The sequence below is a fragment of the Streptomyces sp. B1866 genome (assembly GCF_031932565.1).
In the GTDB taxonomy this organism is placed as follows: domain Bacteria; phylum Actinomycetota; class Actinomycetes; order Streptomycetales; family Streptomycetaceae; genus Streptomyces.
The window spans coordinates 1-11,267 of sequence record NZ_JAVSCF010000214.1 but is presented as its reverse complement, the minus strand read 5'-3'; the positions used below and the strand labels follow the sequence as shown (position 1 = coordinate 11,267).

Annotated in this window: 12 protein-coding genes; 3 read left to right on the top strand and 9 right to left on the bottom strand. The window is 73.1% G+C overall.

The genetic code is table 11. From position 1 onward, the window contains the following. Positions 1 to 73 precede the first annotated feature (73 nt). The 7 genes from RKE29_RS23070 to clpS all read right to left on the bottom strand — a co-directional run bounded on the left by RKE29_RS23070 (position 74) and on the right by clpS (position 5,215). Positions 74 to 1,024 carry a cysteine synthase gene (locus RKE29_RS23070; RefSeq protein ID WP_312007495.1) on the bottom strand — a complete coding sequence of 317 codons (951 nt, stop codon included), beginning with the start codon at positions 1,022 to 1,024 and terminating at the stop codon, positions 74 to 76. Continuing rightward, the gene (locus RKE29_RS23065; protein WP_312007494.1) at positions 1,024 to 1,302 is read right to left on the bottom strand and encodes a MoaD/ThiS family protein; all 279 of its coding nucleotides are present in this window, start codon (positions 1,300 to 1,302) and stop codon (positions 1,024 to 1,026) included. The genes RKE29_RS23070 and RKE29_RS23065 overlap by 1 nt, the downstream gene beginning before the upstream one ends. A gap of 116 nt (positions 1,303 to 1,418) precedes the next feature. Beyond that, the gene (locus tag RKE29_RS23060) at positions 1,419 to 1,532 is read right to left on the bottom strand and encodes a putative leader peptide (protein WP_312007493.1); all 114 of its coding nucleotides are present in this window, start codon (positions 1,530 to 1,532) and stop codon (positions 1,419 to 1,421) included. 151 nt (positions 1,533 to 1,683) lie between these two features. Further along, entirely contained in the window at positions 1,684 to 2,109 is a 426-nt protein-coding gene (locus RKE29_RS23055) for a M67 family metallopeptidase (protein ID WP_312007492.1), read from the bottom strand. Between the two features lie 153 nt (positions 2,110 to 2,262). Then, complete coding sequence (locus RKE29_RS23050) at positions 2,263 to 3,642, bottom strand: amino acid permease (RefSeq protein WP_369016050.1); 1,380 nt, start codon at positions 3,640 to 3,642, stop codon at positions 2,263 to 2,265. Between the two features lie 617 nt (positions 3,643 to 4,259). After that, positions 4,260 to 4,904: a DUF2017 domain-containing protein gene (locus RKE29_RS23045; protein ID WP_312007490.1), complete on the bottom strand. Its 645-nt coding sequence runs from the start codon at positions 4,902 to 4,904 to the stop codon at positions 4,260 to 4,262. Further along, positions 4,904 to 5,215: an ATP-dependent Clp protease adapter ClpS gene (gene clpS / locus RKE29_RS23040; RefSeq protein ID WP_312007489.1), complete on the bottom strand. Its 312-nt coding sequence runs from the start codon at positions 5,213 to 5,215 to the stop codon at positions 4,904 to 4,906. Before clpS ends, RKE29_RS23045 begins: the two co-directional genes overlap by 1 nt. Before the next feature lie 82 nt (positions 5,216 to 5,297). On the opposite strand from clpS, the gene RKE29_RS23035 reads away from it, so the two are divergent. Together RKE29_RS23035 and RKE29_RS23030 are read left to right on the top strand one after the other, a co-directional pair. Continuing rightward, entirely contained in the window at positions 5,298 to 6,632 is a 1,335-nt protein-coding gene (locus RKE29_RS23035; RefSeq protein WP_312007488.1) for a nicotinate phosphoribosyltransferase, read from the top strand. Positions 6,633 to 6,972: 340 nt separating this feature from the next. Then, entirely contained in the window at positions 6,973 to 7,572 is a 600-nt protein-coding gene (locus RKE29_RS23030; protein WP_312007487.1) for an isochorismatase family protein, read from the top strand. 102 nt (positions 7,573 to 7,674) lie between these two features. Here RKE29_RS23030 and RKE29_RS23025 read toward each other — a convergent pair whose 3' ends face one another. Both RKE29_RS23025 and RKE29_RS23020 read right to left on the bottom strand, forming a co-directional pair. Continuing rightward, on the bottom strand, positions 7,675 to 8,016 hold the full coding sequence (locus RKE29_RS23025; protein WP_312007486.1) for a hypothetical protein: 342 nt from the start codon (positions 8,014 to 8,016) through the stop codon (positions 7,675 to 7,677). Positions 8,017 to 8,230: 214 nt separating this feature from the next. Further along, positions 8,231 to 10,648, bottom strand: a complete 2,418-nt coding sequence (locus tag RKE29_RS23020) for an immune inhibitor A domain-containing protein (RefSeq protein ID WP_312007496.1) — start codon at positions 10,646 to 10,648, stop codon at positions 8,231 to 8,233. 322 nt (positions 10,649 to 10,970) lie between these two features. Between RKE29_RS23020 and RKE29_RS23015 the strand changes: the two genes are divergently transcribed. Continuing rightward, on the top strand, positions 10,971 to 11,267 hold a 297-nt coding region (locus tag RKE29_RS23015; protein WP_312007485.1), incomplete at its 3' end, for a hypothetical protein.

Genomic DNA, 11,267 nt, shown 5'->3' with positions numbered 1-11,267 from the left:
CGGGTGGCGGCTCTGGGACCGGGTGGCCGCCGGTGCCGGGAGCGAGCCCCGGCACGGCGGCCCGGCGGCGCGGTCAGGCCCAGAGCTGACCGTGCAGCGCCTTGACGGCCTCTTCTGTGGTCGCCGCCGTGTAAACGCCGGTCGACAGGTATTTCCAGCCTCCGTCGGCGACGACGAAGACGACGTCGGCCGTCTGGCCCGCCCGCTCGGCCTTGCGGGCGACGCCTATGGCCGCGTGCAGCGCCGCGCCGGTGGACACGCCCGCGAAGATGCCCTCCTCGGCGAGCAGTTCGCGGGTGCGGGCCACCGCGTCCGCGGAGCCGACCGAGAAGCGGCTGGTGAGCACCGTCTCGTCGTACAGCTCGGGCACGAACCCCTCGTCCAGGTTGCGCAGGCCGTACACCAGGTCGTCGTAGCGCGGCTCGGCGGCGACGATCTGCACGCCGGGGATGTGCTCGCGCAGGAACCGCCCGACGCCCATCAGGGTGCCGGTGGTGCCCAGGCCCGCCACGAAGTGCGTGACGGACGGCAGGTCGGCGAGGATCTCCGGGCCGGTGGTCGCGTAGTGGGCGCCCGCGTTGTCCGGGTTGCCGTACTGGTAGAGCATGACCCAGTCCGGGTGCTCGGCGGCCAGCTCCTTGGCGACCCGTACGGCGGTGTTGGAGCCGCCGGCGGCGGGCGAGGAGATGATCTCCGCGCCCCACATGGCGAGCAGCCTGCGGCGCTCCTCGCTGGTGTTCTCCGGCATGACGCACACGATGCGGTAGCCCTTGAGCTTCGCGGCCATGGCGAGGGAGATGCCGGTGTTGCCGGAGGTGGGTTCCAGGATGGTGCACCCGGGCCGCAGCCGGCCGTCCTTCTCCGCCTGCTCGACCATGTGCAGGGCGGGGCGGTCCTTGACGGAGCCGGTCGGGTTGCGGTCCTCCAGCTTGGCCCAGATCCGCACGTCCGTGGACGGGGACAGCCGCGGCAGCCGCACCAGGGGGGTGTTGCCGACCGCGGCGAGCGGACTGTCGTACCGCATCAGCGGGCTCCGCCGGCCACCGCGGGCAGGATGGTCACGCTGTCGCCGTCGTTGAGCTTGGTGGCGATGCCCTCCAGGAAGCGCACGTCCTCGTCGTTGAGGTAGACGTTGACGAAGCGGCGCAGGGTGCCGTCCTCGACCAGCCGGCCCCGGATGCCCGCGTGCCGCGTGTCGAGGTCGGCGAACAGCTCGTCCAGGGTGTCGCCGGTGCCCTCGACCGCCTTCTGGCCGTCGGTGAAGCTGCGGAGAATGGTGGGGATGCGGACCTCGATGGCCATGGCGTGCGCTCCTGTCGGCGTGCGGAACGTGCGGGGACTGCGGGCGAAGTGAGGGTGTGCTGGTCACCGCGTCGGACGGTGTGCGGCGGCGCCTGGCGGCCCGGCGCCGGGGGCGGTCAGGCCGCGTCGCGGCGCGGACACATCGCGCTGGCGAGTCGGCAGAGGTCGACGTGGAGCCGCGCCACCAGCGGCGGACCCGGCACCATGTCGTTCACATCCCTGACAACCATGGGCTCATCGTAACGATTCCCGCTCGGCTCCCCGCAGAACCGTCCTGGTATGCGGACGCCGGGCGACCGCCTGTCGAGACGCCGCGGCCGCCGCGCGGGGAGGTCGCGCGGCGGCCGGGGCGGAGCGGGGCGGGGCGGGCCGGTGGCGGGCTCAGTAGGCCTCCACCAGCCGGACCTCCTCCTCGGTGATCTCGCCGTCGACGATCCGGAAGGACCGGAACTCCACCGGGCCCTCCTCGTTGCCGCACTCGGCGGTGGACACCAGCACGTAGTGGGCGCCGGGCTCGCCCGCGTAGGACACGTCGGTGCGGGACGGGTAGGCCGGGGTCGCGGTGTGGGAGTGGTAGATGACGACCAGTTCCTCGTCGCGGTCGTCCAGCTCGCGGTAGAGCTTGAGCAGGTCGCCGGAGTCGAACTCGTAGAAGGTGGGCGAGCGGGCCGCGTTGAGCATGGGGACGAACCGCTCGGGGCGGCCGCTACCGGCCGGGCCCGCGATCACGCCGCACGCCTCGTCGGGGTGGTCGGCGCGGGCGTGCGCCACGATCTGGTCGCGCAGGGCCTGGGTGATGGTGAGCATGCGGCCAGGATAGGCGGGCCGGAAAAGGCCCGGGCCGGCCCGTCCGACGGTGCGGGACGGGCCGGCCGGCCTGCCGGGGCGTGGGGGGTGGGAACGCCCCGGCCGCTTCGGGGGCGGCCGCCGCGCCCGTCCGGGTGCGGCGGCCGCGGCGCGTCAGCGCTCCGCGTCGACCGGGCGGGCCGACGACCCGGGCCCGACCGCCGCGGACTCGGGCTGGGCGGGCTGCGCGGCGCGCATGCGGTCGCCCAGCACCAGCCAGCCGACCGAGAGGGCGACCGCCCAGCCCGCGCCGACGTACAGCGACACGCGCGTGTCCTCGTCGTAGGCGAGGAGCCCGGTGATGAGCACCAGGAAGGCCACCGCCACCCAGCTGAACAGGGTGCCGCCGGGGGCCGGGAAGGAGGAGGCGGGCAGCCGGCCGGCGACCACCTGGCGCCGGTAGCGGATGTGGCAGACGAGGATCACCATCCACGTCCACACGCCCGAGGCCACGGCCATGGAGGCGACGTAGGTGAACGCCTTCTCCGGCACCACGTAGTTGAGGATCACGCCGATACCCATGAAGACGGCGGAGACGCCGGTGCCCAGCGCGGGCGCTTTACGCGCGTTGAGTCTGCCGAGAACGGCGGGGGACTCGCCGTTGGCGGCCAGGTTGCGCAGCATGCGGCCGGTGGAGTAGAGGCCGGAGTTGCAGGAGGACAGGGCCGCGGTGAGGACGACGAAGTTGACGATGCCCGCGGCGAGGGGGACGCCGATCTTCGAGAAGGCGTGCACGAAGGGGCTCTCGTCCGCGGAGAACTCGGTCCACTTCACCACCGCCAGCAGGACCGTCAGGGAGCCGACGTAGAAGAGGACGATGCGCCAGGGCAGCGTGTTGATCGCCTTGGGCAGCGTCTCCTTCGGGTTCTCCGACTCGCCCGCGGTGACGCCGACCAGCTCCACGGCCAGGTAGGCGAACATCACGCCCTGGAGGGTCAGCACGCTGTCGCCCACGCCGTTGGGGAAGAACCCGCCGTGCGACCACAGGTTGCCGGGCGTGGCGGTGTCCCCGGCGTCGGAGAAGCCGAGGGTGAGCACGCCGAGCCCCATGACGATCATGCCGACGATCGCGGTGACCTTGACCATCGAGAACCAGAACTCGACCTCGCCGAAGATCTTCACCGAGATCAGGTTGACGCCGAAGAGCACCACCAGGAACACCAGGGCGCTGATCCACTGCGGGATGGACGGCCACCAGTAGTGGATGTAGATGGCCGCGGCGGTCAGCTCGGCCATGCCGGTGACCAGCCACATCAGCCAGTACGTCCAGCCGGTGACGTAGCCGTAGAACGGGCCCAGGAACTCGCGGGCGTACTCGGCGAAGGAGCCGGTCACCGGCCGGTAGAGCAGCAGTTCCCCGAGCGCGCGCATGATGAAGAAGATCACCAGGCCCGCGATGGCGTACATGAGGATGATGCTGGGTCCGGCCTTGGCGATGTTCGCCCCGGCGCCCATGAACAGGCCGACGCCGATGGCGCCGCCGATGGCGATCATCTGGACCTGGCGGCTGCCCAGGCCCCGCTGGTAGTCGGCGTCCGCGGCCGCGGTGGCGGTTCCCCCGATGTCGGTGGCTGTACCAACGGTGTTACCGTCGTCTTTCCCGACCCGCGCTGAGGTCATGATGGTGAGCCTCTCTGGCATCCATGCCGGTCCGGCTGAAGGCGTTCGTGAAGATGTACCACGCCCGCCACGGACCCCTCCGCAGCCGGATGTGGCCTGCCTCACAAGAAGAGGCGGACAAAAGCCGACGTGAATCCCAAAGACAGCGGACGCGGTGATGACATCGTTATCCGGACTTGAGGGTCGTCTGAGCGAACGGGCGGCGGTGCGCGGACGCGTGCGCGGGGCGTGCGACGCCCGGCCGCCGGCAGCCGGGGCCGCGCGCCGGGCCGTAGGGGCGTGCGGGCACGCGTACGGGCCCGTACGGACGGGGGCGGGCCGGTGCGGGACGAGGCGGGCGCGGGCCGCCGGGGCCTGTCAGGGCACGCGCGCGATGAGGGCGGGAGCACACCGGCCGGGTCCGCACCGGTGGGGTCCGCGGTGCCGGGGCGCGGGAGCCGGGCCGTACGGGCGCGGGCGTGGCCGCCGCCCGGCGCCGGGTCCGGCGGCCGTCACGGCTGGAGCGTGGCCACCAGCGACTCCTGGAGCCCGCCGAGCCAGAAGTAGGCGATCACCATCGGCTTGCGCGGGTCGGTGTCCGGCAGCCGCAGCAGCTCGCCGCCGTCGTCCTCGTCGGTGACCTCCAGGCGGGTGCCGATGGTCAGCCGCAGGTCGTTCAGGGTGCCGAGCCAGCGGGCGGACTCCCGCGGGTCGAGACGCAGCAGCTTGCCGCCCGCGCGGTCGCCGGTCCCGGTCGTGGCGAGCGCGTCGAGGGTGCGGACCACGCCGAGGGCGTCCTCGCGCTTGCGGGCCCGCAGGTCGTTCTCGGTGAAGCGGCGGAACTCCGCCGACGCCTCGCGCGCTTCCCGGGACTTGCGCTCGGCCTCCGGGCCGGCCGCCGCCTCCTCGCCGCCGGGCGCGCCGGGGCCGGTGTAGGCGTCGGGGAACAGCCGGGCCAGCGCCGGGTCGGCGGGCGGCTCGCTCGGGCCCTCCCGGAACACCTCGTCCAGCGGGTCGCCCGCCGGGCCGCCGGGCTCCTCGCCGGGGCCGATCAGCTCCAGGAACTGCACGCAGAGGCTGCGCAGGATGGAGATCTCCACCTCGTCCAGGGCCGCGGCGGCCCCGCCGCCGGGCAGCGGCTCGAAGGTGCCGGACATCAGCGGTCCTGCTGGAGAGTGGCCCACAGGCCGTACCCGTGCATGGCCTGGACGTCGCGCTCCATCTCCTCGCGGCTGCCGCTGGAGACGACCGCGCGGCCCTTGTGGTGGACGTCCAGCATCAGTCGGTGCGCCTTGTCCTTGGGGTAGCCGAAGTACGTTTGAAAGACATACGTCACATAACTCATGAGGTTGACCGGGTCGTTGTGCACCACCGTGATCCACGGCACGTCGGGCTCGGGTACCGCCGCGGGCATCTCCGCCGACTCGGGACGCTCGATCTCCACCGGTGCGACACTCACGGTTCCCATGCTGCCACCCTGAGACCGACGTCGCATCCAGCACCCCCGTCGAAATCGTCACTTTGACGAAATCCCGAGGTAGCATCGTCGCATGAACACCGCACACCTGGGGCTGCCGGTGGACGTGCCGTCGACCGCGCTGTTCACCGACCGGTACGAGCTGACGATGCTGCACGCCGCGCTGCGCGCGGGCACCGCCGACCGCCGCTCGGTCTTCGAGGTCTTCACCCGCCGCCTGCCCGAGGGCCGCCGCTACGGCGTGGTCGCGGGCACCGGCCGGGTGCTGGACGCCGTGGCGAACTTCCGGTTCGACCAGCGCGTCCTGGACTTCCTCGCCGAGCGGCGGGTGGTGGACGACGCGACGCTGGACTGGCTCGCGGACTTCCGCTTCCGGGGCGACATATGGGGGTACCCGGAGGGCGAGGTCTACTTCCCCGGCTCGCCGGTCCTGCGGGTGGAGGGCACGTTCGGCGAGGCCGTGCTGCTGGAGACGGTCGTGCTGTCCATCCTCAACCACGACTCGGCCGTGGCCGCCGCGGCCTCCCGGATGGCCGTGGCCGCGGCCGGCCGACCGCTGATCGAGATGGGCGCCCGGCGCACCCACGAGCTGGCCGCCGTGGCCGCCGCCCGGGCCGCGTACGTGGGCGGCTTCGCCAGCACCTCCGACCTGGCGGCCGGCTTCCGCTACCAGATCCCGACCGTCGGCACCAGCGCGCACGCCTTCACCCTGCTGCACGACACCGAGCGCGACGCCTTCACCGCCCAGGTCGAGGCCCTGGGCGGCGGCACCACCCTGCTGGTGGACACCTTCGACGTGGCCGAGGCGGTCGCCACGGCCGTGGAGGTGGCCGGGCCCGAGCTGGGCGCGGTGCGCATCGACTCCGGCGACCTGCTGCTGCTCGCGCACCGGGTGCGGCAGCAGCTGGACGACCTCGGCGCCAAGAACACCCGGATCGTGGTGACCAGCGACCTGGACGAGTACGCGATCGCGTCGCTGGCCGCCGCGCCGGTGGACGCCTACGGGGTGGGCACCCGGCTGGTCACCGGCAGCGGGCACCCCACCTGCTCGATGGTCTACAAGCTGGTCGCGCGGGCGGAGTCCGACGACCCCGACGCGGCCCTGGTGCCGGTGGCGAAGAAGTCGGTGATCGGGAAGTCGTCGGTCGGCGGGCGCAAGTGGGCGGCGCGGCGGCGGGACGCGGACGGCGTGGCCGAGGCCGAGGTGGTCGGCAGCGGCCCGGTGCCCGACGACCTGGCCGACCGGCAGCTGCTGGTGGAGCTGGTGCGCGGCGGCGAGGTGGTCGGGCGCGAGCCGCTGGACGCGGCGCGGGAGCGGCACGTGGCCGCCCGCGCGGGTCTGCCGATGTCGGCGACGCAGCTCTCGCGGGGGGAGGCGGTCATTCCGACCGAGTACCTGCACGCGTGACCGCGCGTACGCCGGGCACCCGTCACCGGTCGTCGGTCACCGAGGGCGGTGGCGGCGGCCGGGCGAGGCCGCGGAACGCCGGGCACCGGATGGGCCGGTCGTGTGCGGAGGGTGTGAGGCGGCGGTGCGGAGCCACGAGCGGTGGCGGGAAATCGGCCCGCGACGCGCCTGCCAGAACGCCTGGCAGGACGACACTCCGGCACGGAGTGCCATATTCCGGCACGCCGTGCCCTTCCCGCACACCCCCGCACTGGCTACCCTCGGTCACACCAGCACCCGCACCGGGCCGAGCCGCACCCCGGTCCTGCTTCTGTCTGTCTCCGGCCGGAAGGCACGCACCATGCACCGGGCACTCATCGTTGTCGACGTACAGAACGACTTCTGCGAGGGTGGCAGCCTCGCGGTGAAGGGCGGCGCGGACGTCGCCGCAGCCATCACGGACCTGATAGGTGAGACCACGGCGGGTTATCGCCACATCATCGCCACCCGGGACCACCACATCGACCCCGGGGGACACTTCTCGGCCAACCCGGACTACGCCCGCAGCTGGCCGCCGCACTGCCTGGCGGGCACCGAGGGCGTCGGCTTCCACCCGAACTTCGCCCCCGCCATCGCCTCCGGCGCGGTCGACGGCGTCTTCGAGAAGGGCGCGTACGCCGCGGCGTACAGCGGCTTCGAGGGCGTGGACGAGAACGGGCGGACCCTCGCCGCGTGGCTGCTCGAGCGCGGCGTGACGGAGGTGGACATTGTGGGCATCGCCACCGACCACTGCGTCAGGGCCACGGCGCTGGACTCCGCCCGCGAGGGCTTCGCCACGCACGTACTGCTCGACATGACGGCGGGCGTCGCCGAGGAGACCACGCTGCGGGCGCTGGAGGAGATGCGCGAGGCGGGCGTGGAGCTGACCGGCAAGCCGGTGGTGAGCCCTCCGGAGCTGTGACCGGGCGGGCGCCGCCGCCTTGCTGCGGCGCCGCCGGGCTCGCGCCCCAAGCCGCGAGCCCCAGGCCGCGACCCGGCCGCCTTCGCGGCCGCGGCTGACGGGCTACGCGCCCGGCGGGGCCGCGACCGGGGCGGGCCGGGGGCGGCGCAGCAGGGCGGCGATCGGCTGCCAGGACTCGGTGACGTGGTGCGGCGCCGACCGCCACACCAGCCCGTCCGGGTGGTGCAGCACGGCCGTCACCTCGTCCGGGGTGGGCGGCTGCACGTTGCCGCGCAGGTAGACGGCGCGCAGCCCCAGGTTGCGCAGCCGGGTCAGGGCGCGCTGGCGGTTGACGGCGTGCACCAGCACCCGGATGCGCGCCCCGGGGGCGGCCAGCGGGTGCGGCAGCGTGAGCGCGACGACCACGCTGCCGCCCGGGAGCTTGGTGAATCCTCCGTCGGCCATCCGCTGCTCGCTCGCTCTCCTGGTCCAGGTCCGTACGCCGTCGTACCGCCCTCGGGCCGTCGGCGTGCCGTTCCGCGGGGCGGGCCGCCCGGGTGACCAGGCCCGGCGGCGGCCGGGGTGTCAACAGGAACAGCCCAGAGGGCATCTAACGCGAAACGGCCGCCGCCCGCTAGAGGGCGCCGACCGTTTCGGCTCTGACCTGCACAGATGTGCACTATGTCGTGGACGGCCCGACCTGCACCGTCAGCGTGTCGCCGAGCGGGGACTCGTGCACGATCCTGATCCGGGTGTTGGTGTCAGTAGTCTTCACGCCACCGGTCGGATTGGCCGGATTCCAGTACGTACCCTTGTGGTCGTCGAACACCGACACGCCCCGCTTCGCCGGGATACGGGTGGCCACCCCGTCCTTGTGCAGGGTGAAACCTTGCGTCGGATAGCGGCTGAAGGGCGCGTCGTAGGCCAGGACGCGGTTGCGCAGGACCTTGCCGTCCGCCCACGTGTGCGCCTCCGGGTGCGCGTCCACCGGCAGGATCTGCCCGGAGCCCGGGTGCACGCCGACGTTGTTGTCGGGCTGGGAGGTGTCCCACTGCCAGATCACCAGGCCGTTCTGGTAGGGGAAGTGCTCCACCCAGTCGGGCCGGTCGGAGATCCAGCCGAAGTTGTACGGGCCGGTGCGCAGCGCGCGGTCGTAGGACACGTACTGCCGGTTCTCCGCGAGGTAGTACTGCGGGTAGTCCTTGGTGAAGGACGCCCCGATACGGCTGAAACCGGCCGCCGTCCAGCCGTTGTCACCGCCCTCGGCGCCGTCCGCGAGCAGCGGCTGCCCGTCGGCGGTGAGCGTCAGCGCGTCGGCCGCGAAGCCCTTCAGCGCGACGCCGCCGTCCGTGGCGTACCGGAAGCGCAGCCCGATCCGCTGCCCGGCGTAGGCGTCGAGCGGGAAGGACAGCTTCTGGTACGCGCCGGAGGAGCCGGTCAGCGCGGGCTTGTCCCCGGCGTCGCGCGGCAGGGGCGCGCCGTTCGCCGTGCCGTCCACGGGCGTCCAGTTCTTCCCGCCGTCCGTGGAGACCTCGGTGTAGAGGTAGTCGTACCCCTTCTCGATGTCCCACCAGCCCTGGAGGTCGAGCCGCGCGGAGGATCTCCCGGTCAGGTCCACGGTGCGGGTGAGGGTGTTCTTCAGGTCGTCGCCCATGCCGCTCCACCACTGCCGCTCGCCCTCGGCGGGCGGCACCACGTCGGTGGTGACGGCCTTGGGCGGCAGCGTGACCACCAGCGCCTGCGGCCTGCGGGTGTGGTACTCGGCGACGCCCAGGGTGTGCCGGGAGCGGGTGGCCGCCCGCGCGGAGGCGTAGTCCAGCCAGCCGAGCTGGAGCTTGTCCCAGGCGTTCATGTCGCCGGGCAGGTCGCCGATGGTGTCCCCGCCCCGGCCCAGCCACGACCCGGACGACATCAGCGACCAGAAGCCCACGGACGACTCGCCGCGGCCCGTGGTGTCGTACTCGTCGGGCAGGCCCAGGTCGTGGCCGTACTCGTGGGCGAAGACCCCGAGGCCGCCGTTCTCCGGCTGCATGGTGTAGTCGCCGACCCACACGCCGGTGGCGCCGATCTGCGTGCCGCCCGCCTTGTTGCCCGCCGGGCCGGTGCGGCCCGCGTCGGTGCCGTACGCGTACCAGCGGTGCGCCCACAGGGCCTTCTCGCCCTGCGCGCCGCCGCCCGCGGACTCGTCCTCGCCCGCGTGCACGATCTGGAAGTGGTCGATGTAGCCGTCGGGCTCGTTGAACTCGCCGTCGCCGTCGTGGTCGTAGCGGTCCCACTGGTCGTAGCGGGCCAGGTCCGCCCCGATCTGCGCGTCGGTGCGGCCGGCCGCCCGCTGGTCGGCGGCCCACCGGTCGACGCCGTCGCGGATCAGGTCCCAGGCGCTGGGGCAGTTGCTGCTGCCGCAGTAGTTGGACCCGTAACGGGCCTCGTTCCACTCCACCTTCACCCAGTCGGACACCTCGCCGTCGACCGAGTAGCGGCCGGAGGACTGCCGCTCGTAGTACTTCCTCAGCGACTCCTTGTCCCGAGCCTGGGAGAAGTAGAGGTCCTGGAAGTGCTGCCGGTCGTAGTCGGGCTGCCAGGCGGTGCTGTTGTCCTCCGAGCGGTCCGGCTCGGGGATGGTGTTGCGCGCCGGGCCCGGGTCGCCGCCGTACTTGACCTGCGCGGGCAGCGGCCCGGCGGGGCCGTCCGGGTCGTACGTCGTGGTGTCGTCCACCGTGTCGCCGAACTCGACCAGGATGGTGAAGATCTGGTCCGTCTTCTCCCTGGCCAGTTCCACGTACTTGCGCGGGCCCAGGCGCACGACGCTGGACGGGCCGCGCCGCTCGGCGCGCGCGTGCCCGGACAGCACGTCGCGCAGCGCGGCCTCCCGGCGCTCCGCCTGCCGCGCGCTGAACGGGCCGGGCAGGTCGTGCTCGGCGTCGGCGGCGCCCGGGTCGCCGTGCCCGGTCCGGTCCGCGGACGGCGCCTCGGCGGGGGCCGGGGCCGTGGCGAACGCGGCGGGCCCGATCTCCGTGGCCCCGAGCGCGGTGGTCCCGAGCGCGGCGAGTGCGGTGGCGACTGCCGCCAGTCTGCGGGCTCTTCGTCTGCGTGAGATGGTCACGTACGGGTCCTCCCCAGTCATGACTGTGCCGACATTCGACCGGAGTGGCCCGGGAAAAGACAGGCCTTGATTTGGACGCGCCAAGCCGTTACGTTTTCCGACCGGCTTGGACCGGATAGCGAACAGAGAGCGGCGCGTTCACCGGAATCGCTGGAACAGACAGTGATTCCGTGCGCCCCCTGTGCGACGGAACCGCGCGGCGGCCCGGCGCTTAGCGTTCGTTCCGCCAGGGCAGCCAGCACCGTAGAGTTTTTCAGTCCGGTGTTCTCCCCGGTGCACCCGCCCCGCACACCCCTGTTCCAGGACGGATACCGCCATGCCGCGCCCGACTCCCGCTCAGTTCCTCTACGGTTCGGCCACCGTCGTCCTGTCGGCCCTCGCCATGCTGCTGCTGTCCCAGACGCGTTCGGGCGGCGGGGTGGCGGTCATCGCCGGCGTCGCCCTGGCCCTCGGGCTGCTGGTCGCCCTCACGGTGCCGATCACCTGGCAGCAGCGCCGGCCCGCCGAGCCGGAGGCGGAGCGGGCCGCCCAGGCCCCGGCGGCCACGACCGAGCGGCAGCAGGTCCGGCGGGCGGCGCTCGGCCGGCCGCGCGCGGGGCTGCGTCCCGGCCCG

Bases quoted from the DNA above. Each gene is read 5' to 3' on its own strand.
- RKE29_RS23030 (WP_312007487.1), top strand. From the start codon at position 6,973: ATGCACCGGGCACTCATCGTTGTCGACGTACAGAACGACTTCTGCGAG.
- RKE29_RS23045 (WP_312007490.1), bottom strand. From the start codon at position 4,904: ATGTCCGGCACCTTCGAGCCGCTGCCCGGCGGCGGGGCCGCCGCGGCC.
- RKE29_RS23035 (WP_312007488.1), top strand. From the start codon at position 5,298: ATGAACACCGCACACCTGGGGCTGCCGGTGGACGTGCCGTCGACCGCG.
- RKE29_RS23065 (WP_312007494.1), bottom strand. From the start codon at position 1,302: ATGGCCATCGAGGTCCGCATCCCCACCATTCTCCGCAGCTTCACCGAC.
- RKE29_RS23025 (WP_312007486.1), bottom strand. From the start codon at position 8,016: ATGGCCGACGGAGGATTCACCAAGCTCCCGGGCGGCAGCGTGGTCGTC.
- RKE29_RS23055 (WP_312007492.1), bottom strand. From the start codon at position 2,109: ATGCTCACCATCACCCAGGCCCTGCGCGACCAGATCGTGGCGCACGCC.
- RKE29_RS23050 (WP_369016050.1), bottom strand. From the start codon at position 3,642: ATGATCGCCATCGGCGGCGCCATCGGCGTCGGCCTGTTCATGGGCGCC.
- RKE29_RS23070 (WP_312007495.1), bottom strand. From the start codon at position 1,024: ATGCGGTACGACAGTCCGCTCGCCGCGGTCGGCAACACCCCCCTGGTG.
- clpS (WP_312007489.1), bottom strand. From the start codon at position 5,215: ATGGGAACCGTGAGTGTCGCACCGGTGGAGATCGAGCGTCCCGAGTCG.
- RKE29_RS23060 (WP_312007493.1), bottom strand. From the start codon at position 1,532: ATGGTTGTCAGGGATGTGAACGACATGGTGCCGGGTCCGCCGCTGGTG.